Origin of the sequence: Qipengyuania sp. HL-TH1, assembly GCF_036365825.1 — a bacterium.
Lineage (GTDB): Bacteria > Pseudomonadota > Alphaproteobacteria > Sphingomonadales > Sphingomonadaceae > Qipengyuania > Qipengyuania profunda.
This window is the reverse complement of sequence record NZ_CP142675.1, coordinates 1,823,382-1,841,430: the sequence shown is the minus strand read 5'-3', so window position 1 is coordinate 1,841,430 and position 18,049 is coordinate 1,823,382. Positions and strand designations below refer to the sequence as shown.

Here is an 18,049-nt window from a genome sequence, read left to right as displayed (position 1 = left end):
GTGACGCGCGACCTCAATCGGTTTCGGGATTCTCTCCCGAAGGAATCGGACCGGGCTGTTGCGGCCCGCGCTTCCTCTCCTTGCGCTTGTTCGCATACAGCAGCGCGGCGGCGACGGCGGCGGAGCCGATAGCCCCGGCGATGGCGGCTTTTCCGGAAAGCTTCTTGGTCATCGTTTCTCAATGGTCAGCCGTCGGCTGCTTGGCAAGGGGTGAGCTTGCGGACATCGGCGAGCCGCCCGGTAACGGCGGCGGCGGCAGCCATCGCCGGGCTGACCAGATGCGTGCGCGACCCCGGGCCCTGCCGGCCGACGAAATTACGGTTGCTGGTCGAGGCGCAGCGTTCGCCCGGCGGGACCTTGTCGGGGTTCATCGCCAGACAGGCGGAACATCCCGGTTCGCGCCATTCGAAACCCGCGTCGGTGAAGATCTTGTCGAGCCCTTCGGCCTCGGCCTGGCGCTTGACCAGCCCCGATCCCGGGACGGCGATGGCCCAGCGCACGTTGGGTGCCTTTGTGCGGCCTTCGAGCACCTTTGCTGCAGCGCGCAGATCCTCGATCCGGCTGTTGGTACAGCTGCCGATAAAAATGTTCTCGACTGCGATATCTTCGATCGGCGTGCCCGGTTCGAGACCCATGTATTCCAGGCTCTTGCGCGCCGCCTCGCGTTTCGACGGGTCGGCGAAACTGTCGGGCGAGGGGACGGTGCCGCCCACCGGCACGACGTCTTCGGGGCTGGTGCCCCAGCTGACCGTGGGTTCGATCGCGGCAGCGTCGATCACCACGCTCTTGTCGAACTCGGCCCCGTCATCGGTTGTCAGCGTGCGCCACCAGGCGACCGCGCGGTCCCAGGCTTCGCCTTCCGGCGCGTAGGGGCGGCCGCGCAGGTAATCGAACACGGTGTCGTCGGGCGCGATCAGACCCGCGCGCGCGCCGCCTTCGATGCTCATGTTGCACACCGTCAGGCGGCCCTCGACGCTCATTTCCTCGAACACCGCACCGCGATATTCGATCACATGACCGGTTCCGCCCGCGGTGCCGATGACGCCGATGATATGGAGGATCAGATCCTTGGGCGTGACGCCCGGTCCGAGCCGCCCCTCGACGCGAATTTCCATCGCTTTGGACCGGCGCAACTGGAGCGTCTGTGTCGCGAGCACATGCTCGACCTCGCTGGTGCCGATCCCGAAGGCGAGCGCGCCGACGCCGCCATGCGCCGCGGTATGGCTGTCGCCGCATACGATGGTGGCGCCCGGCAGCGAGAACCCCTGTTCGGGGCCGACCACATGGACGATGCCCTGCGCAGGCGCGATGGCATCGATATAGTCGATCCCGAAGGACGGGGCATTGCGTTCCAGCGCCGCCAGCTGTGCGGCGCTTTGCGCATCCTCGATCGGGATGCGCGATCCGTCGGCGGCCACACGCGGCGATGTGGGCAGGTTGTGATCGGGGACCGCCAGCGTCAGGTCGGGGCGGCGCACCGTCCGGCCCGCCAGTCGCAGCGCCTCGAATGCCTGCGGGCTGGTGACCTCATGCACGAGGTGCCGGTCGATATAGATCAGGCAGGTGCCATCCTCACGCCGTTCGACAACGTGCTGGTCCCAGATCTTCTCGTAGAGTGTGCGCGGTTTGCTGGCCATCGCGGCGGAATGTGCGGCAGGAATGGCGATGGCGCAAAATGGCAAAACAAGAGTCTTCCAAACTTAACCTTTTGCTGCTCTATTAACATCAATGTCAGCAAAGCCATTCACCTTTCCGATCAAGGTCCTGCCCGACGATATCGATTTCATGGGGCACGTGAACAACGCGCGCTACCTGAACTGGGTGCAGGATACCGTCCTCGCGCATTGGCAGAAACTTGCCCCGGCCGAGGAGGTGGCGAGCAAGGCGTGGGTCGCGCTCAAGCACGAGATTACCTATCGCCGCCCGGCCTTCCTCCACGACGATGTCATCGCCGAAACGGTGCTCGAAAAGATCGCCGGCGCGCGCAGCTTCTACAACACGGTGATTCGCCGCGGCGAAGACGTGCTGGCCGAAGTGCAGAGCATGTGGTGCTGCATCGACGCCAAGAGCCTGCGGCCGGCGCGGATCAGCCGCGAAGTTGCCGAGACTTTCTTCGGCCTGCCGCGCAAGCAGGAACCGCACACGGGCGAGTAAGCCGCGGCGCGGGCTTTGCCTGCCGCGGTGGAGCGCCTATATCGGTGCCATGAGTTTCCTCGTCCCCGCGCTGATCGTGTTCGCGACCGTCGTCGCGATGGAATGGGTTGCCTGGGCGAGCCACAAATACATCATGCATGGCTTCGGCTGGGGGTGGCACCGCGACCACCACGAACCGCATGACAACCTGCTCGAAAAGAACGACCTCTACGCCATCGTCGGCGCGGCCATGAGCATTTCGATGTTCGCCGTGGGCAGCGAGTGGGTGATGGGCGAGGGCGCGTGGTGGCCGGGCACCTGGATCGGGCTGGGCATCCTGTTCTACGGCATCATCTACACGCTGGTGCACGATGGACTGGTTCACCAGCGCTATTTCCGCTGGGTGCCCAAGCGGGGCTACGCCAAGCGGCTGGTTCAGGCGCACAAGCTGCATCATGCCACCATCGGTAAGGAGGGCGGGGTCAGCTTCGGCTTCGTCTTCGCGCGCGATCCCGCCAAGCTGAAAGCGGAACTCAGGCGCCAGCGCGAAGCAGGGATCGCCGTCGTTCGAGAAAGCGCCGGGGCCTGATTCGATAGTCGACGCGTGCGACCTCACCGGCGACTGGGACGGCAGTTACACCTATCCCGGTGGCGAGGCCGTTACACCTTTCCGCCTACGCATTGCCGAGAGCGGTGGCAGCTTCAGCGGGGAGCTGATCGAGCCGGACCTGTTTCGTCCCATGCAGACCATCGGCGCCATGGTATCGGGCCATCGCAGCGGACGCTCGGTCGATTTCACCAAGATTTATATCGACCCTCCACAAGGGTACGATAACCCCGTTGATTACGTCGGACAGATGTCGCGGGACGGTATGACCGTCACCGGCATGTGGAGCCTCGCGGAAATGAACGGGACATTCGAAATGCAGCGCGAGGAACGCGCCACGGAAACGCAAGAGGCCGAGACCGCTGAAACGGTCCCGGCCTCGGGAATGCCATTCTAGCTGGCGAACGGTCTACTTGGCGTAATTTACATACAATCCGTGGATCAGGCCGGGGATATAGCCCAGCAGCGTCAGCACCAGATTGAGCAGCGCGGTCTTGCCGAGCCCGTGCTTGGCGGCAACGCCGAGCGGGGGCAGCAGGATGGTCGCGATAAGAATGAGAATTGCCATGGGGAATGTCCTTTTGTCTTCCCTCCCGTCGTTCGGGTCATCAACGGGCCGGCACGCACGCGGTTCCGCCGGCCTATTCGTTGCGCGTGGCGATCCAGCTCCCGCAGATCACCAGCACGGCGACTGAAATCCAGTACCAGGGATGGCCGAGCGTATACCAGGTGAACACCGCGCCGGTCGCCATCGCGCCGATCGCCATGGTCTTCGAGCGGCGGCTGATCGCGCGGCGTTCGCGCCAGTCCTTCACATGCGGGCCCCAATGCGGATGATCGAGGATCTTCTGTTCGAGTTCGGGGCTCGACCGGGCGAAGAAATAGACCGCCAGCAGGAGGAAGGGCACGGTCGGCATGATCGGCAGCGCCGCGCCCACGGCGCCAAGCCCGACAGCGAGGAAGCCGAGGCCCTTGTAGATCGGCCGCTTCAATTCAACCGGCCGCGATCCGCGCGGCATGTTCTTTCACCAGCGCAATCATGTTGGGCACGCCCTGCGTACGGTTGCTCGACAGCTGGTTCTTGAGATCGAACGGGCCAAGCGCCGCGGCGACATCCATCTTGGCGACTTCATCCGCGGGCTTGTCCTGCACCGCAGCAATCACCAGCGCGACGATGCCCTTGGTGATCGCCGCATTGCTGTCGGCGAGGAAATGGAGCTGGTCCGCCTCGCCCGTGGGATAGACCCAGACCTGCGCCGAACAGCCGCGTACCAGCGTGGCATCGGTCTTGAGCGCGGCGGGCATGGCTTCGAGCTCGCGGCCCAGTTCGATCAGCAGGCGATAGCGTTCGTCGCCTTCGAGGAAGGTATATTCTTCGGCAATGTCGGAAAGTGTGCGCATGGCGCGCCCTTAGCGGGCCGGTCGGCAGGCGTCCATCGGCCTCAGCCGGTCAGCCCTCCGGGCCGGGTGAATGCGAAATAGGCGACATAGAACCAGCCGAAAAACCCGTGGATCACTGCCCAGACGATCGACTTGTGCAGGCTCCAGCTGATCGCCACCGCGATGGCCGTGCCGAGGCCGATTCCGGCGCGCGCGGCGTCGGTCCGTACGACGGTCACAGATCCACCCCGCTGGCGATGGCCTCGAGCTTCTTGATCCGCTCCTTGAGGTCGGCCAGCTCGATCCGCGCCGCGCCGATCGACGATCCCGTGTCGCGCTCTTCGGTGCCGGTGTAGTGCCGTTCAAGCTCCTGGCGCTTGAGGGCCAGCCACCCGTACCAACCCCGCAGCAGGGCTGCCGCGACGATGGTCAGGCCGACCAGCGAAGCGCCGGCGATTATCATTGTCGGTTCGAACATTACCTCATGTCCTCCTTGAACCTTGCCGTCCTCAATCCGCCCGCTGGTCGCGCAGGGCTTCGATTTCGGCGGCAATCCTCTTGGTTTCGCTTGCGTCGAGCGAATTGCCGTCGGTGGCGATCCTCTCGAGCACCTTGATCCTCTCGCGCAGTTCCTCGACCTCGCGCTTTTCCGCAGCGGAAATCCGCTCTTCGGGCTCGGCCTGCCGCGCCTTTTCGGCGCGGCCGATCGCCTTGTAGCGGTCCCGCAAAACCCCGGCGATCGCACTGATGGCGACGATTACGACAACGGCGGTCCAGAAACTCATTGCGCCGTCTCGCGGGGAGCGACGCGGTCTTCCAGTTCATGGAGGTCGCGCAGTTCCTCGATCTGTGTCGCCAGCGTATGGTTGCCGTCGGTGGCGATCCGCTCGAGCACGCGGACGCGCTCTTCCATCTTGCTGTAATCGCCGTTCGAGAACCGCAGCTGTTCGGCCTTGGCCTCCTCCGCCCGCGCTTCCAGCTCCAGCTTGCGTTCCTCGTGCTCCTGCACGCGCTGGTTGATGAAGTAGGCGAAGGGCAGCACCAGCATCACAACGGCCAGGATGAACCCGAAGATCAGGGCGAGATCGCCGTCCATCAGTTGGCCTCCGTGCCGTCGCGCAGGCGGTCGATCTCATGCGTCAGGTGATAGCCGCTGTCGGTCACGATACGTTCGACATTGCCAAGCCGGTCTTTGACCGAACCGAGTTCGGCGCGCAGTTCGGCGTTTTCCTGTGTCAGCAGCTTGACCCGTTCGACCGCCTGGTCGTTCTTGGGATAGACCGCTTTGCCCCAGCTGTTTTCAAGCGGGTAGCCGTTCTTGACGCGGATCCAGGTATTGGCGATCCAGGCCAGCGAAATGGCGATCGTGCCGCCGATCACGGTGGTTTCGGTGATGAATTCCATTATGCCTTCTCCCCACGCTTGATGTTCAGCGGCACGCCGGCATCGCTTGCAGGCTTGTCGCGCAGCGCCTCGATTTCGTCATGCAGCGAATAGCCGCGGTCGGTGACGATCTTTTCGAGCACCACCATGCGATCCTGCATGGTGTCGAGCTTGTCGTGCAGCTGGCGGTTCTCGGCCTTCAGCGCCTTGGCTTCTGCAGTGTCGCTGCGTTCGGTCTTGCCGCCCCATTCATCTTCGAGCGAATAGCCGTGCTTGGCGCGGATCCAGTTGTTCAGCAGCCAGCCGCCGGTGCTCAGCGCGATGATCGCGAGCACGAATTCAGGTCCTCCCCAGTTCATAGCGCCTGTTCTCCCTGTTTGATGCCCAGCGGCACGCCGCTGCCATGTTCCTCAACGTTGCGCTGGTCGCGCAGTGCTTCGATCTGTGTGGCCACGTCGTAGCCCTTGTCGGTGACGATACGTTCGAGCACGCGGACGCGGTCTTCGAGATCATGCACCTGGCTGGCGTATTGGGCCGCCTTTTCCGCAGTTGCCTGCGCGGTGGTCTGGACGTTCATTTCGGCCAGCTTCTGCTGATGCTTGGTCCAGATCGCGACGATCGGGATCATCAGCGCGATGATCGGGATGAATACTCCGATGTTTTCCATGTGATTTCTCCCCCTCTCGCTCGCTCAGCGCAGCTGTTCGATTTCGGCGGTCAGGCGCGGATTGTTGCTGACATAGAAGGTCTCCACATCGGCCAGGCGGCGATCGACATCCTTCATTCGCGCGCGGATTTCGCGGGCGGTGCGCTTCGGGTTCTGCCGCACGCGCTGCCAATAGGTCTGCTCTTCGCGATCGACATAGAGGTGCGCGGGCTTCTTGTTCAGCAGCAGGCCGGCGATGAAGTAGAACGGGATGGTCGAGCCGCCGGACATGAAGGTCAGGCCGAGAAAACCGAGCCGGACCCAGAACACGTTGACGCCGGTGTAATCCGCGATGCCCGAGCAGACACCCATCAGTTTCGCGTTCTGCTTGTCACGGTAAAGCGTGGTGCGGGGGCTGTTCACAGCTTGGCTCCTTTTTTCTCGGCAATCAGCTGCTCGAGTTCGCGCAGCTGCTGGTTGTCCTGCTCGCTGTCGTGGACGATGCGGCCGGGACGGAATTCGGGGTTGTCGCTGGCGACCAGGCGTTCGACCGTGTCCATCCGGTCATCGAGCCGCTTGGCGAGGTTGTAGAGTTCCTCGAGCAGGGCTTCGTCGTCGCCGGTGATCGTCGCGGAGGTCTTCCACTTGGTGATGTAGTGGAGGATGATCCACGGAAGCCCGATGAAGATCGCGGGAATGATGATAATCTCTTCCATGGGTCTCAGTCCTCCTTGCCGGCGCTGCCCTTGCCGAGCGCCTTCTTCATCTGTTCGAGTTCGTCGTCGATAGCATCGGCGCCTTCGAGCGCGGCGATCTCGTCCGACAGGCTGGGCTTGTCGGAATTGTCGGCAATGCTCAGCGCGTCGGCGCGGCCTTCGGCATAATCGACCCGGCGTTCGAGCTGGTCGAACCGCGTCAGCGCATCGTCGACGCGTTCGTTGGTCATCAGGCTGCGCAGCTTGACTCGGTTTTCCGCGCTTTCGAGCCGGGCGGCGATCGCCGTCTGGCGGCTGCGGGCTTCGCGCAGGCGGTTCTGCAGCTTCTGGATGTCCTGCTCATAGGCGCGCAAGGCATCGTCGAGCACGGCGATTTCCTGCTTGAGCTGCTCGCTCATGTCGGCCGCCTTCTTCTTCTCGACGAGCGCGGCGCGGGCGAGGTCCTCGCGGTCCTTCGAGATGGCGAGTTGCGCCTTCTCGTTCCAGTCGGCCTGCAGCTTGTCGAGCTTGACTGTGTGGCGGTGCATTTCCTTCTGGTCGGCAATGGTGCGCGCGGCGCTCGCGCGGACCTCGACCAGCGTTTCCTCCATCTCGAGGATGATCATGCGGATCATCTTCTGGGGGTCGTCCGCCTTGTCCAGCATATCGTTGAAATTGGCGGCGATGATATCGCGAGTTCGGCTAAAAATGCCCATCAATGGTGCTCCACTGGAGAAAAAGTCCGATGCCTTGGGCCGTCCGCTGTCGCGGGTGGGAGTCGGCGACCGGCGGAGCCGTTCTACCTCTTCCTCGATACGCGACAAGCGCGGCTGGCGATCGGGGCGGGCCGGAGAGTCGCCGGCATTGCTGCCGCGGGGACTGTCGGGGGACCGACTCTCCGGCCCTAGGGGATCATGATCGGGAGGCAGGGTCATGCGATCTCGACCTGTTCGTAAGCGGCCAGCACCGGCGTGGGCGCCGTCACCGCGATCTGCGAGCTCAGCAGGACGAAAGTGGCCATCGCTGCCATGCTGGCGAGGGCGGCCTGTCCAAGCTGGCTGCGGAAGAAACTGCGGTTGTACATTTGGGTAACTCCCCTGGGCCGGTTGGCCGATTGCTGTTGTCCCGTATTCAGCAAGCGCTGTGCCAAACCGGAAAAACGGGAGAAATGCGTCGTTTTTGAGCGTTGTGCCAAATGATGTGTTGGTTTCTGTTGCCAAGCTTTGGGGATTTTCCCTATATCTTGGTCATGGAGCGGGAAAATCAGTTTATCGGCCAGTCGGGGGCCTTCCTCGACGCGGTCGAACGGGCCAGTCGCGCGGCGCCGATGCGGCGCCCGGTACTGGTCATCGGCGAGCGCGGAACCGGCAAGGAACTGATCGCCGAGCGCCTTCATCGCCTTTCCACCCGCTGGGACGAACCGCTGGTCGTCATGAACTGTGCCGCGCTGCCCGAAACACTGATCGAGGCCGAATTGTTCGGCCATGAAGCAGGCGCTTTCACCGGCGCTACCAGAGTGCGCGCGGGCAGGTTCGAGGAAGCCGACAAGGGCACGCTATTTCTCGACGAACTGGGTACTTTGTCGATGGGCGCGCAGGAACGGCTGCTGCGCGCGGTCGAATATGGCGAGGTTACGCGGATCGGCTCCAGTCGCCCGACACGCGTCGATGTGCGCATCGTCGCCGCGACCAATGAAGATCTGCCTGCCAAGGCGGAGCGCGGGGAATTTCGCGCCGATCTGCTCGACCGGCTGACCTTCGAGGTCATCACGCTGCCGCCGCTGCGCGTACGCGAGGGCGATATCGAAGTGCTGGCAGACTATTTCGGCCGCCGGATGGCCGCCGAACTCGGCTGGGAAGGCTGGCCGGGCTTTGCGCCGCATGTCGCCGAGCAACTCGAGAAATACGACTGGCCGGGCAATGTCCGCGAATTGCGCAATGTCGTCGAGCGCGCGATCTATCGCTGGGACGATTGGGACGCGCCGATCGGCCATGCGGTGTTCGACCCCTTCGACAGTCCGTGGAAGCCGGTGGCCCCGCCGCCGCGCGCGGACCAGGCGGCTGCGCCCCCGGCTGCGTCCGCCTCCTCGGCGCCCGATTTCGACAGCATCGACGACCTGCGCGCGGCAGTCGATGCCCACGAACGCACCATCGTCGAGCATGCGCTGGGCAAGCACCGCTGGAACCAGCGCCAGACCGCCAAGGCGCTGGGTCTGACCTATGACCAGCTGCGGCATTGCATCAAGAAGCACGCGCTCGCCGACGATAGCTGAACCGGCGCGTCTTCGCGCTTGCTTTTCAACCGACTCCCGCTTATCTGGCTGCTCATCCCGACATTGTCGCGACACTGGAGGGGCTGGCGCCGCAAGGGGCCGGCACGAAACCCCATTGTCGCATGGGGCGCATAAGTGGAGAACGAATGGCCGATTTGGAACGCTTGACCGAAGTGATCGAACCCGAGGCACAGGCCCTTGGTTTCGAGCTCGTGCGCGTCAAGATGGTGTCCTCGGAAGCCGGTGACGGCGGCGAGGCGCTGCAGATCATGGCCGAAGATCCCGCCACCGGACAGTTGGTGATCGAACAATGCGCCGCGTTGTCGCGCCGGGTATCCGAGCGCATGGACGCGCTCGAGGAACAGGGCGAAGTGCTGGTGACCGGCGCCTATCACCTCGAAGTGTCCAGCCCCGGCATCGACCGCCCGCTGACCCGCGCGAAGGATTTCGCCAATTGGGCCGGGCATGAAGTGAAGATTTCCATGGCCAAGGGCTATGACGGCCAGCGCAATCTGCGCGGCGAATTGAAAGGTATCGAAGGCGACACGGTTGCCGTCGAAGACCGCAAGGCGGGCGAGGTGTTCCTTCCCCGCGACCAGATACACTCGGCCAAACTCGTCCTTACCGACGAATTGATTGCCGCCACCCAGCCGCTCGACACGAGCGGTGCCGATGACATCGAAGAAGAAAAGGCAGACGACTGATGGCCAGTGCCATTTCCGCCAACAAGGCTGAACTCCTCGCGATTGCAACCTCGGTCGCCTCCGAAAAGATGATCGACAAGGCGATCGTCATCGAGGCGATGGAAGAAGCGATCCAGAAATCTGCCCGCAACCGTTATGGTGCGGAAAACGACATCCGCGCCAAGCTCGATCCGCTGACCGGCGATCTGCGCCTGTGGCGCGTCGTCGAGGTCGTCGAGGAGGTCGAGGACTACTTCAAGCAGATCGACCTCAAGGCCGCCGAAAAGCTGCAGGACGACGCCAAGGTCGGCGACTTCATCGTCGACCCGCTGCCTCCGGTCGACCTTGGCCGCATCGACGCGCAGAGCGCCAAGCAGGTGATCTTCCAGAAGGTCCGCGATGCCGAGCGCGAACGCCAGTTCGAAGAATTCAAGGACCGCGCGGGCGAAGTGATCACCGGCGTGATCAAATCGGTCGAGTTCGGCCATGTGATCGTCAACCTCGGCCGCGCCGAGGGCGTGATCCGCCGTGACCAGCAGATTCCGCGCGAAGCCGCGCGTGTCGGCGAACGCGTCCGCGCGCTGATCACCAAGGTGGAACGCAACAACCGCGGCCCGCAGATCTTCCTCAGCCGCGCGCATCCCGACTTCATGAAAAAGCTGTTCGCGCAGGAAGTGCCCGAAATCTACGATGGCATCATCGAGATCAAGGCCGCCGCCCGCGACCCGGGTAGCCGTGCCAAGATCGGCGTGATCAGCCACGACAGCAGCATCGACCCGGTCGGCGCCTGCGTCGGCATGAAGGGCAGCCGCGTCCAGGCAGTCGTACAGGAACTGCAGGGCGAGAAGATCGACATCATTCCCTGGAGTGATGACGGCGCGACCTTCATCGTCAACGCGCTTCAGCCTGCCACCGTCGCCCGCGTCGTGCTCGACGAGGAAGAAGGCCGCATCGAAGTCGTCGTTCCCGACGACCAGCTGTCGCTCGCCATTGGTCGCCGCGGCCAGAACGTGCGTCTCGCCAGCCAGCTGACGGGCAACCAGATCGACATCATGACCGAGGAAGAAGCCTCGGAGAAGCGCCAGAAGGAATTCGCCGAGCGCTCGAAGATGTTCGAGGAAGAACTCGACGTCGACGAAACGCTGTCGCAGCTGCTCGTCGCCGAAGGCTTCGCCGAACTCGAGGAAGTCGCCTATGTCGAGCTCGAAGAGCTGGCCGCGATCGAAGGCTTCGACGATGACCTTGCCGAGGAACTCCAGAACCGCGCCAAGGAAGCGATCGACCGTCAGGAAGCCGCGCACCGCGAAGCACGCCGCGAACTGGGCGTCGAGGACGACTTGGCCGAACTGCCGCACATCAGCGAAGCCATGCTGGTCACGCTGGGCAAGGCGGGCATCAAGACGCTCGACGATCTGGCCGACCTCGCGACCGACGAGCTCATCGCGCGCAAGCGCGAAGCACCGCGTCGCCGCAACAATGCCCCTGCCGATGGCCCGCCGATGCGGCGCCCTTCGGTGCGCGAGCAGGACAAGGGCGGCGTACTGGGCGACTATGGCCTGAGCGAAGAGCAGGGCAACGAGATCATCATGGCGGCCCGCGCGCATTGGTTCGAAGACGAGGAAGCTCCGGCACCCGCCGAGACGTCCGACACGCAGGAGGCCGCCGATGCGGACTCCACCCAATGAGAGCCTGAGTTCCGACATCGCTGACACGCCGCAGGCCCGGAAAGCTTCCGAGCCCGAAAGGCGCTGCATCCTGTCGGGTGAGACGGCCCCGCGCGAAACGCTCGTGCGGCTGGTTGCCTCGCCCGCAGGGCTGGTCCTGCCCGATGCGCACGAAAAGGCCCCCGGGCGCGGTGCCTGGATCGGAGTGTCGCGTGACGAGTTTGCCGCTGCGCTTGCCGCAGGCAAGCTCAAGGGCGCTTTGGCGCGCGCGTTCAAGACCGGCGATCTCGAAGTGTCCGGGAATTTGCCCGAAATGGTCGAAAATGCGCTGACCCGCGTATTGCTCGACCGACTGGGGCTCGAAATGCGCGTGGGAAGTCTTATCTTGGGCACCCAGCGCATCGCCGAACAGGCACGCGGCGGGGCGGTAGCCCTATTGCTGCATGCCCGCGATGCCAGCGAGGACGGGCGCAAGAAGCTCGATCAGGCATGGCGCGTCGGGCGCGATGCGGAAGGCTCGGGCGAGCGCGGTCTCGAACTGCCTCTGGACCGGAACGCTTTGTCTGTGGCATTGGGCCGCGACAATGTCGTCCATCTGGCGCTGGCCGATGAAGCTGCGGCTGCAAGGGTGATGAAACCCCTGACGCGCCTCATGCACTATTTGGGGCATGATCTGCCCGCCGCAGATGGGCGCGCCACGCCGCGCGCCGATGACGAATTGAACGAGATAAAGAAGAGAAACGAGCAAGAATGAGCGACGACGAAAAGAAACCAGCCCGCAAGCCGCTGACCCTGAAGGGTGCGCAGCCGGGCGAGGTCAAGCAGACCTTCAGCCACGGCCGCACCAACAAGGTCGCGGTCGAGGTGAAGCGCCGCCGTAAGCTCGTGAAGCCCGGCGAAACCCCGCCGCCCGCAGAGCCGGCGCCCGCGCCGCCGCCGCCCGCACCCGAGCCGACCCCGGCTCCGGCTCCGGTTGCCGAAAAGGCTGCGCCGAAGAAGAAGGCCGCGCCCGCTGACGAGACTCCGCAGGAACGCGTCGCGCGGCTCCAGCGCGAGGCCGAGGAAGATCGCCTGCGGCAGGCCGAGGATGCGCGCAAGCGCGAGGAACAGCAGGCCCGCCAGGCTGCCGAAGACCAGAAGAAGCGCGCCGAAGACAAGCGCAAGGCCGAGGAAGAGGCGGCCCAGCAGGCTGCCACTGCAGACAAAACCGCTGCCGAAGCACCTGCGGAAGTGGCCGAAGAAGCGCCCGCCGAGGAAGCACCTGCCGCCAAGGATGGGGGCAGCACCCCTTCGCCTGCGCCGCGCCGGTTCACCCCGGTTGCGCGCCCCGAGCCCAAGAAGCCCGAGCGCAAGAAGAAGGAAGAAAAGCCTGCACGCGGTGCCGAGCCGGTCGACAAGCGTCGTTCGGGCAAGCTGACCGTCAACAAGGCGCTCAACGAGGACGAAGGTCGCCGCGCCCGTTCGCTCGCCGCGCTTAAGCGTGCGCGCGAGAAGGAACGCCGGATGCAGGGCGGCCCGTCGAAGCCGCGCGAAAAGCAGGTCCGCGATGTCATCGTCCCCGAGGCGATCACGGTTGGCGAACTGGCCAAGCGCATGGGCGAAAAGGGTGCCGACCTCGTCAAGGAACTCTTCAATCTCGACATGATGGTCACCGTCAACCAGACGATCGACCAGGACACTGCGGAATTGCTGGTCGACCAGTTCGGCCACAATATCGAGAAGGTTTCCGAAGCCGATGTCGACATTGCCAAGGAAGCCGATGTCGATCCGCCCGAAACGCTCAAGCCGCGTCCGGCAGTGGTCACCATCATGGGCCATGTCGACCACGGCAAGACCAGCCTGCTCGATGCCCTGCGCGGCGCGAATGTCGTCAAGGGCGAAGCCGGCGGCATCACGCAGCATATCGGCAGCTACCAGGTGCAGACGAAGGGCGGCGATGCCATCACCTTCCTCGACACGCCGGGTCACGCCGCCTTTACCGAGATGCGCCAGCGCGGTGCCAATGTCACCGATATCGTGGTGCTGGTGGTGGCCGCCGATGACGGCATCATGCCGCAGACGATCGAGGCCATCAATCACACCAAGGCCGCGGGCGTTCCGATGATCGTCGCGATCAACAAGATGGACAAGCCCGAAGCCAATCCGGACAACATCCGTACGCGCCTGCTCGAACACGAAGTCATCGTCGAGAAGATGTCGGGCGAGGTGCAGGACGTGGAAATCTCCGCCAAGGAGAAGACCGGTCTCGACAAGCTGCTCGACGCGATCAGCCTGCAGGCGGAACTGCTCGAACTAAAGGCCAATCCCGATCGCATGGCCGAAGCCACGGTCATCGAAGCGCAGCTCGACAAGGGCCGCGGGCCGGTGGCTACCGTGCTCGTCACGCGCGGTACGCTGGAGCGCGGCAACACCTTCGTGGTCGGGACGCAGAGCGGCCGTGTCCGCGCGATCGTCAACGACCAGGGCAAGCAGATCAAGAAGGCCGGCCCCTCGATGCCGGTCGAGGTCCTCGGCCTGGGCGGCGTGCCGTCTGCCGGTGACGTGCTGAGCGTGGTCGAAAACGAACAGCGCGCCCGCGAAGTGGCCGAATACCGCCAGGAAAAGGCGACCGAGAAGCGCACCGCGCTGGCCCCGACCAGCTTCGATACGATGTTCAACAACCTCGCTTCGGATGTGGTCGAATTCCCCGTGCTGGTGAAAGCCGACGTCCAGGGGTCGGTGGAAGCCATCACCACCGCGCTGCACAATCTGTCGAACGATCTCATCAAGGTCCGCGTGCTGCACGCGGGCGTGGGTGCGATCACCGAAAGCGATGTCCAGCTGGCGGCCGCCTCGAAGGCGCCGATCATCGGCTTCAACGTGCGCCCGAACGCCAAGGCGCGCGAACTGGTCAAGCGCGATGGCGTCGAGATGAAGTATTACGACGTCATCTACCATCTGACCGACGAAATCGCGAAGGAAATGGCGGGCGAGCTGGGTCCGGAACGGATCGAACATGTCGTTGGCCGTGCCGCGGTCAAGGACGTGTTTCGGTCGGGCAAGAAGGACAAGGCGGCTGGTCTGCTGGTCGAGGAAGGCGTCATCCGCAAGGGGCTGCACGCACGCCTCACGCGCGACGATGTCATCGTTTCGGCGACCACGATCGCTTCGCTGCGGCGCTTCAAGGACGATGTGGACGAAGTCCGCACCGGTCTCGAATGCGGCGTGGTGCTGGCCGACACGAACGACATCAAGGCGGGCGACCAGCTTGAAGTCTTCGAGGTCGAGGAGCGCGAACGCACACTGTGACGGACCAATCGGAGGAAGGCGAACTCGAGGATTTCAAGGCATTCGACAAATTGAGCGGATGCGGCTTTGATGTTCTCGTGGGATGCCTGCCTCTGATTGCAGTCATTCTCGCGCCTATCCTGCTTTTGACGAGCCGATGATATGAGTGATCGCACCACCCACGCGCTCGGCGCGGCGCATGCCGATCTGATGGGCGTGCAGTTCGACAGCTTCGACCGGGAGCGCGAGGAAATCACTCTGCGCTTCCACGCCCCCGATACCTTCATCACCCCGCGCGGCAGCGTGCAGGGCGGGCTCGTCGCGGGCTTCCTCGACGAAGTGATGGGCTGGGCGCATGTCTGGGCCACCGACCACGCCGAAGCGCCGCTCAATCTCGACATTTCGATGAGCCTGCTCAAGCCGGTCATGGCGGGGCCGTTGATCGGCAAGGGCCGCGTGATCCGCCGCGGGCGCAAGGTCATCTTCCTCGAAGGCGAATTGTTCGACGAGGCGGGCAAGCTGCTCGCCCGCGCAACCAGCACCGCCATCCCCACACCGCGTCCGGGCGGGGCTGCCTGATGGCCTATCCTGCCGCGTTCCAGCGACTTACCGAAAGACTTGCCTGATGGCCCGCAACGACACCACTCCCGAACAGCAATCGGTCCGCGTCCTCAAGGTGGGCGAACGCGTCCGCCATATCCTGTCCGAACTGCTCGCGCGCGGCGAGGCGCATGACGACGTGCTTTCCGCCAGCAACATCGCCGTCACCGAAGTGCGGATGACGCCCGACCTGCGCAATGCGAAAGCCTATGTGAAGCCGCTGCTGGGCGAGGACGAGGGGCAGGTGCTCAAGGCGCTGCGGACCAATACCGCCTTCTTCCAGAAGGAAGTGGCCCAGCGGCTTGGCCTGAAATTTGCGCCCAAGCTCAACTTCCAGCCCGACGAGAGCTTCGACGAGGCCGACCGCATCGAACAATTGCTGAGCGATCCCAAGGTGGTGCGCGACCTCGACGACGAGGACTGAGTGGCCAAGCTCTATTTCTATTATGCGAGCATGAATGCGGGGAAGAGCTCGACCCTGCTGCAGACCGCGTTCAATTATGGCGAGCGCGGCATGCGCGTATCGCTATGGACCGCCGCGCTCGACAATCGCCCGGGGTTCGGCGCCATTTCCAGCCGCATCGGGCTGGCCAGCGATGCGCATCGCTACGAGGCCGACACCGATATCGAAACGCGCGTCATGGCCGACCATGCCGCCGGCCCGATCGCCTGCGTGCTGGTGGACGAAGCGCAGTTCCTGACCCGCGACCAGGTCTGGCAATTGGCGCGGCTGGCCGACGATGCAGGCATCCCGGTGCTCTGCTATGGCCTGCGCACCGATTTCCAGGGTGAATTGTTCACCGGCTCCGCCTCGCTGCTCGGAATTGCCGATGCGCTGGTCGAACTGAAAGCGGTCTGCGATTGCGGCCGCAAGGCAACGATGAACCTGCGCGTCGATGCGCAGGGCAGGGCGGTGCGTGAAGGCGCGCAGACCGAGATCGGCGGGAACGACCGCTATGTCGCCATGTGCCGGCGGCATTTTTGCGAAGCGCTGGCGGGTTGACCCGGCGCACCCTATCTAGCCGGCCATGACCGAAACCCTTCTCCTCGCGGTGATCCTGATCCCGTGCCTGATCGTCGCCATCGTGTTCCACGAGGTGGCGCATGGCTGGGCCGCGCTCGCGCTGGGCGATCCCACCGCCAAGGAACAGCGTCGCCTGTCGCTCAACCCGATCCGCCACATCGACCCCATCGGCACTCTGCTGGTCCCCGGCGCGCTGGCGCTGTTCGGCGGACCGATCTTCGGCTGGGCGAAACCCGTCCCGGTACGCGGCGACCGCCTGCGCGATCCGCGTTTCGGCATGGTCGCTGTGGCTGCCGCAGGGCCGGGGACCAATTTGCTGCTCGCATTGGTCGGGGCCGTGCTGTTCGGCGCTGTTTCCGGCGCGATCATCGCTGCGGGAGCGATGCCGCCCGACTGGCTGCTGTCTGCAGGCGGCATGTTCATCCTGATCAACGTCTTTTTGGCGCTGTTCAACCTGCTGCCGATCCCGCCCTTCGATGGGTCGCATATCGTCGGCGGATTGCTGCCGCGCAAATGGGCGGTGAACTGGCAGAAACTGCAATCGCTTGGCATGCTGTTCTTCATCGTGCTGATCGCGGCGACCTGGGCCTTTCCCGACAGCGGGCTGATCGAGAACACCGTGCTGCCTCCGGTATTGTGGATGCAGGAACGCTATTTTGAACTGGCCGAGTGGGTCGCGCGCGGGATCGCGGGATGAGCGATCTCAAGCCCGCACCGCATGGCTGGCTGATCCTCGACAAGCCGCGCGGGCTGGGTTCGACACAGGCGGTCGGCATGGTCAAGCGCGTGCTGCGCCAGGGCGGCTATGCCAAGACCAAGGTCGGGCATGGCGGTACACTCGACCCGCTGGCCGAGGGCGTGCTCCCGATCGCACTGGGCGAAGCGACCAAGCTGGCGGGGCGCATGCTCGACGCCGATAAGATCTACGCCTTCACCATCCAGTTCGGCGAGGAAACCGCCACGCTCGACACCGAGGGCGAGGTGACCGAGCGTAGCGATCGCCGGCCGCCGATGGCAGCGATTGCGGGCGTGCTCGACCATTTCACCGGCCCCATTGAACAGGTGCCGCCCGCCTATTCGGCGCTCAAAATCGATGGCAAGCGCGCCTACGACCGTGCCCGCGCGGGCGAAACGGTCGAAATGAAGACGCGCGCTGTGACGGTTCACGACCTTTATCTCGCGGGTGGGCGTGAGGATGCGGAGGTGCGGTCCGCTTTCGCTACCACTGCCGGGCGGCCCGACCCTTACGATCCGCAGGCGCCGCTCGAACTGGCGGACAGCGTCACGCTGGTCGCGCGCGTCTCCAAGGGGACATACATCCGGTCGCTGGCACGGGCCATCGCACGCGCGCTTGGCACGCTGGGTCACGTCACCTACCTACGGCGCATCAAGGCCGGGCCGTTCCTCGAAGAGCAGGCGATTTCGCTGGACAAGCTGGAGGAAATCGCTAAGGGCGCGGCCATTGAAAACCTTCTCTTGCCGCTTGAGGCAGGACTGGACGACATCCCGGTCCTCACCCTCGATCCCGACAGCGCGCAGGCGGTCCGCCAGGGCCGGGTATTGTCGGAACTGCCCCATACCGACGGGCTCCACCTCGCCACCGCGCACAATGTGCCGGTAGCCTTGATGGAACTCAGCGGCGGTACGGCCAAGGTCGTGCGGGGTTTCAACCTGCCGGATGTCGCGGAGTAGAAT

General features: G+C 64.3%; 29 protein-coding genes. 13 read left to right on the top strand and 16 right to left on the bottom strand.

The genetic code is table 11. The annotated features are described in order from the left end of the window. Positions 1 to 13: 13 nt before the first annotated feature. Both VWN43_RS09715 and leuC read right to left on the bottom strand, forming a co-directional pair. Positions 14 to 172, bottom strand: coding sequence for an isopropylmalate isomerase (locus tag VWN43_RS09715; RefSeq protein ID WP_253522740.1), 159 nt, complete (start codon positions 170 to 172; stop codon positions 14 to 16). A 13-nt stretch (positions 173 to 185) separates the two neighbouring features. After that, entirely contained in the window at positions 186 to 1,637 is a 1,452-nt protein-coding gene (leuC, locus tag VWN43_RS09710) for a 3-isopropylmalate dehydratase large subunit (RefSeq protein WP_320181892.1), read from the bottom strand. 91 nt (positions 1,638 to 1,728) lie between these two features. Here leuC and VWN43_RS09705 point away from each other — a divergent pair, with 91 nt between their 5' ends. From VWN43_RS09705 to VWN43_RS09695, 3 genes are all read left to right on the top strand, one after another. Then, entirely contained in the window at positions 1,729 to 2,154 is a 426-nt protein-coding gene (locus tag VWN43_RS09705; protein ID WP_253522747.1) for an acyl-CoA thioesterase, read from the top strand. Positions 2,155 to 2,203: 49 nt separating this feature from the next. Beyond that, positions 2,204 to 2,722, top strand: coding sequence for a sterol desaturase family protein (locus tag VWN43_RS09700; protein WP_320181893.1), 519 nt, complete (start codon positions 2,204 to 2,206; stop codon positions 2,720 to 2,722). 151 nt (positions 2,723 to 2,873) lie between these two features. Then, the gene (locus tag VWN43_RS09695; protein ID WP_320181894.1) at positions 2,874 to 3,137 is read left to right on the top strand and encodes a hypothetical protein; all 264 of its coding nucleotides are present in this window, start codon (positions 2,874 to 2,876) and stop codon (positions 3,135 to 3,137) included. Positions 3,138 to 3,149: 12 nt separating this feature from the next. Here VWN43_RS09695 and VWN43_RS09690 read toward each other — a convergent pair whose 3' ends face one another. The 14 genes from VWN43_RS09690 to VWN43_RS09625 all read right to left on the bottom strand — a co-directional run bounded on the left by VWN43_RS09690 (position 3,150) and on the right by VWN43_RS09625 (position 7,928). Continuing rightward, complete coding sequence (locus VWN43_RS09690; RefSeq protein ID WP_253522755.1) at positions 3,150 to 3,308, bottom strand: YqaE/Pmp3 family membrane protein; 159 nt, start codon at positions 3,306 to 3,308, stop codon at positions 3,150 to 3,152. 73 nt (positions 3,309 to 3,381) lie between these two features. Further along, the gene (locus VWN43_RS09685) at positions 3,382 to 3,732 is read right to left on the bottom strand and encodes a YbaN family protein (RefSeq protein ID WP_320181895.1); all 351 of its coding nucleotides are present in this window, start codon (positions 3,730 to 3,732) and stop codon (positions 3,382 to 3,384) included. A gap of 1 nt (position 3,733) precedes the next feature. Beyond that, the gene (locus VWN43_RS09680) at positions 3,734 to 4,141 is read right to left on the bottom strand and encodes a SufE family protein (protein ID WP_320181896.1); all 408 of its coding nucleotides are present in this window, start codon (positions 4,139 to 4,141) and stop codon (positions 3,734 to 3,736) included. A 41-nt stretch (positions 4,142 to 4,182) separates the two neighbouring features. After that, complete coding sequence (locus VWN43_RS09675) at positions 4,183 to 4,359, bottom strand: hypothetical protein (RefSeq protein WP_320181897.1); 177 nt, start codon at positions 4,357 to 4,359, stop codon at positions 4,183 to 4,185. Further along, a complete protein-coding gene (locus VWN43_RS09670) occupies positions 4,356 to 4,598 on the bottom strand; it encodes a hypothetical protein (RefSeq protein WP_320181898.1) in 243 nt (80 codons plus the stop codon). Before VWN43_RS09670 ends, VWN43_RS09675 begins: the two co-directional genes overlap by 4 nt. A gap of 31 nt (positions 4,599 to 4,629) precedes the next feature. After that, positions 4,630 to 4,905, bottom strand: a complete 276-nt coding sequence (locus VWN43_RS09665; protein ID WP_253522770.1) for a hypothetical protein — start codon at positions 4,903 to 4,905, stop codon at positions 4,630 to 4,632. After that, positions 4,902 to 5,216, bottom strand: coding sequence for a hypothetical protein (locus VWN43_RS09660; RefSeq protein ID WP_253522772.1), 315 nt, complete (start codon positions 5,214 to 5,216; stop codon positions 4,902 to 4,904). The genes VWN43_RS09665 and VWN43_RS09660 overlap by 4 nt, the downstream gene beginning before the upstream one ends. Beyond that, a complete protein-coding gene (locus VWN43_RS09655; protein WP_253522775.1) occupies positions 5,216 to 5,524 on the bottom strand; it encodes a hypothetical protein in 309 nt (102 codons plus the stop codon). The genes VWN43_RS09660 and VWN43_RS09655 overlap by 1 nt, the downstream gene beginning before the upstream one ends. Then, positions 5,524 to 5,862 (bottom strand): hypothetical protein, encoded by a 339-nt coding sequence (locus VWN43_RS09650; RefSeq protein ID WP_320181899.1) that lies wholly within the window; start codon positions 5,860 to 5,862, stop codon positions 5,524 to 5,526. The genes VWN43_RS09655 and VWN43_RS09650 overlap by 1 nt, the downstream gene beginning before the upstream one ends. Beyond that, entirely contained in the window at positions 5,859 to 6,170 is a 312-nt protein-coding gene (locus tag VWN43_RS09645; RefSeq protein ID WP_253522781.1) for a hypothetical protein, read from the bottom strand. Before VWN43_RS09645 ends, VWN43_RS09650 begins: the two co-directional genes overlap by 4 nt. A gap of 24 nt (positions 6,171 to 6,194) precedes the next feature. Next, positions 6,195 to 6,572, bottom strand: coding sequence for an envelope stress response membrane protein PspC (pspC, locus tag VWN43_RS09640; RefSeq protein ID WP_253522784.1), 378 nt, complete (start codon positions 6,570 to 6,572; stop codon positions 6,195 to 6,197). Beyond that, on the bottom strand, positions 6,569 to 6,865 hold the full coding sequence (pspB, locus tag VWN43_RS09635; RefSeq protein WP_253522787.1) for an envelope stress response membrane protein PspB: 297 nt from the start codon (positions 6,863 to 6,865) through the stop codon (positions 6,569 to 6,571). Before pspB ends, pspC begins: the two co-directional genes overlap by 4 nt. A 5-nt stretch (positions 6,866 to 6,870) precedes the next feature. Continuing rightward, positions 6,871 to 7,668 carry a phage shock protein PspA gene (gene pspA / locus VWN43_RS09630; protein ID WP_420493529.1) on the bottom strand — a complete coding sequence of 266 codons (798 nt, stop codon included), beginning with the start codon at positions 7,666 to 7,668 and terminating at the stop codon, positions 6,871 to 6,873. Between the two features lie 107 nt (positions 7,669 to 7,775). Beyond that, positions 7,776 to 7,928, bottom strand: a complete 153-nt coding sequence (locus VWN43_RS09625; RefSeq protein ID WP_253522793.1) for a hypothetical protein — start codon at positions 7,926 to 7,928, stop codon at positions 7,776 to 7,778. Between the two features lie 165 nt (positions 7,929 to 8,093). Here VWN43_RS09625 and pspF point away from each other — a divergent pair, with 165 nt between their 5' ends. The 10 genes from pspF (at position 8,094) to truB (ending at position 18,046) form a co-directional block, all read left to right on the top strand. Next, positions 8,094 to 9,116, top strand: a complete 1,023-nt coding sequence (gene pspF / locus VWN43_RS09620) for a phage shock protein operon transcriptional activator (RefSeq protein ID WP_320181900.1) — start codon at positions 8,094 to 8,096, stop codon at positions 9,114 to 9,116. Positions 9,117 to 9,262: 146 nt separating this feature from the next. Next, positions 9,263 to 9,820: a ribosome maturation protein RimP gene (gene rimP / locus VWN43_RS09615; RefSeq protein ID WP_320181901.1), complete on the top strand. Its 558-nt coding sequence runs from the start codon at positions 9,263 to 9,265 to the stop codon at positions 9,818 to 9,820. Then, positions 9,820 to 11,484, top strand: coding sequence for a transcription termination factor NusA (nusA, locus tag VWN43_RS09610; RefSeq protein ID WP_253522807.1), 1,665 nt, complete (start codon positions 9,820 to 9,822; stop codon positions 11,482 to 11,484). Before rimP ends, nusA begins: the two co-directional genes overlap by 1 nt. Further along, positions 11,465 to 12,217 carry a DUF448 domain-containing protein gene (locus VWN43_RS09605; protein WP_320181902.1) on the top strand — a complete coding sequence of 251 codons (753 nt, stop codon included), beginning with the start codon at positions 11,465 to 11,467 and terminating at the stop codon, positions 12,215 to 12,217. The genes nusA and VWN43_RS09605 overlap by 20 nt, the downstream gene beginning before the upstream one ends. After that, on the top strand, positions 12,214 to 14,751 hold the full coding sequence (gene infB, locus VWN43_RS09600; RefSeq protein WP_320181903.1) for a translation initiation factor IF-2: 2,538 nt from the start codon (positions 12,214 to 12,216) through the stop codon (positions 14,749 to 14,751). The genes VWN43_RS09605 and infB overlap by 4 nt, the downstream gene beginning before the upstream one ends. A gap of 141 nt (positions 14,752 to 14,892) precedes the next feature. Continuing rightward, a complete protein-coding gene (locus tag VWN43_RS09595; protein ID WP_320181904.1) occupies positions 14,893 to 15,309 on the top strand; it encodes a PaaI family thioesterase in 417 nt (138 codons plus the stop codon). Between the two features lie 46 nt (positions 15,310 to 15,355). Next, a complete protein-coding gene (gene rbfA, locus VWN43_RS09590) occupies positions 15,356 to 15,754 on the top strand; it encodes a 30S ribosome-binding factor RbfA (RefSeq protein ID WP_320181905.1) in 399 nt (132 codons plus the stop codon). Further along, the gene (locus VWN43_RS09585) at positions 15,755 to 16,333 is read left to right on the top strand and encodes a thymidine kinase (protein ID WP_320181906.1); all 579 of its coding nucleotides are present in this window, start codon (positions 15,755 to 15,757) and stop codon (positions 16,331 to 16,333) included. It begins immediately after the preceding gene. A gap of 25 nt (positions 16,334 to 16,358) precedes the next feature. Beyond that, positions 16,359 to 17,051 carry a site-2 protease family protein gene (locus tag VWN43_RS09580; protein ID WP_320181907.1) on the top strand — a complete coding sequence of 231 codons (693 nt, stop codon included), beginning with the start codon at positions 16,359 to 16,361 and terminating at the stop codon, positions 17,049 to 17,051. Beyond that, positions 17,048 to 18,046 carry a tRNA pseudouridine(55) synthase TruB gene (truB, locus tag VWN43_RS09575; protein ID WP_320181908.1) on the top strand — a complete coding sequence of 333 codons (999 nt, stop codon included), beginning with the start codon at positions 17,048 to 17,050 and terminating at the stop codon, positions 18,044 to 18,046. Before VWN43_RS09580 ends, truB begins: the two co-directional genes overlap by 4 nt. The last annotated feature ends 3 nt before the right edge of the window (positions 18,047 to 18,049 follow it).

Coding starts and splice junctions, on each gene's coding strand:
- rbfA (WP_320181905.1), top strand. CDS start 15,356: ATGGCCCGCAACGACACCACTCCCGAACAGCAATCGGTCCGCGTCCTC.
- VWN43_RS09715 (WP_253522740.1), bottom strand. CDS start 172: ATGACCAAGAAGCTTTCCGGAAAAGCCGCCATCGCCGGGGCTATCGGC.
- pspB (WP_253522787.1), bottom strand. CDS start 6,865: ATGGAAGAGATTATCATCATTCCCGCGATCTTCATCGGGCTTCCGTGG.
- truB (WP_320181908.1), top strand. CDS start 17,048: ATGAGCGATCTCAAGCCCGCACCGCATGGCTGGCTGATCCTCGACAAG.
- nusA (WP_253522807.1), top strand. CDS start 9,820: ATGGCCAGTGCCATTTCCGCCAACAAGGCTGAACTCCTCGCGATTGCA.
- VWN43_RS09690 (WP_253522755.1), bottom strand. CDS start 3,308: ATGGCAATTCTCATTCTTATCGCGACCATCCTGCTGCCCCCGCTCGGC.
- VWN43_RS09605 (WP_320181902.1), top strand. CDS start 11,465: ATGCGGACTCCACCCAATGAGAGCCTGAGTTCCGACATCGCTGACACG.
- VWN43_RS09695 (WP_320181894.1), top strand. CDS start 2,874: ATGCAGACCATCGGCGCCATGGTATCGGGCCATCGCAGCGGACGCTCG.
- VWN43_RS09595 (WP_320181904.1), top strand. CDS start 14,893: ATGAGTGATCGCACCACCCACGCGCTCGGCGCGGCGCATGCCGATCTG.
- VWN43_RS09670 (WP_320181898.1), bottom strand. CDS start 4,598: ATGTTCGAACCGACAATGATAATCGCCGGCGCTTCGCTGGTCGGCCTG.
- VWN43_RS09705 (WP_253522747.1), top strand. CDS start 1,729: ATGTCAGCAAAGCCATTCACCTTTCCGATCAAGGTCCTGCCCGACGAT.
- VWN43_RS09700 (WP_320181893.1), top strand. CDS start 2,204: ATGAGTTTCCTCGTCCCCGCGCTGATCGTGTTCGCGACCGTCGTCGCG.
- VWN43_RS09645 (WP_253522781.1), bottom strand. CDS start 6,170: ATGGAAAACATCGGAGTATTCATCCCGATCATCGCGCTGATGATCCCG.
- VWN43_RS09660 (WP_253522772.1), bottom strand. CDS start 5,216: ATGGACGGCGATCTCGCCCTGATCTTCGGGTTCATCCTGGCCGTTGTG.
- VWN43_RS09625 (WP_253522793.1), bottom strand. CDS start 7,928: ATGTACAACCGCAGTTTCTTCCGCAGCCAGCTTGGACAGGCCGCCCTC.
- VWN43_RS09655 (WP_253522775.1), bottom strand. CDS start 5,524: ATGGAATTCATCACCGAAACCACCGTGATCGGCGGCACGATCGCCATT.
- VWN43_RS09650 (WP_320181899.1), bottom strand. CDS start 5,862: ATGAACTGGGGAGGACCTGAATTCGTGCTCGCGATCATCGCGCTGAGC.
- leuC (WP_320181892.1), bottom strand. CDS start 1,637: ATGGCCAGCAAACCGCGCACACTCTACGAGAAGATCTGGGACCAGCAC.
- VWN43_RS09580 (WP_320181907.1), top strand. CDS start 16,359: ATGACCGAAACCCTTCTCCTCGCGGTGATCCTGATCCCGTGCCTGATC.
- VWN43_RS09680 (WP_320181896.1), bottom strand. CDS start 4,141: ATGCGCACACTTTCCGACATTGCCGAAGAATATACCTTCCTCGAAGGC.
- VWN43_RS09665 (WP_253522770.1), bottom strand. CDS start 4,905: ATGAGTTTCTGGACCGCCGTTGTCGTAATCGTCGCCATCAGTGCGATC.
- pspF (WP_320181900.1), top strand. CDS start 8,094: ATGGAGCGGGAAAATCAGTTTATCGGCCAGTCGGGGGCCTTCCTCGAC.
- rimP (WP_320181901.1), top strand. CDS start 9,263: ATGGCCGATTTGGAACGCTTGACCGAAGTGATCGAACCCGAGGCACAG.
- infB (WP_320181903.1), top strand. CDS start 12,214: ATGAGCGACGACGAAAAGAAACCAGCCCGCAAGCCGCTGACCCTGAAG.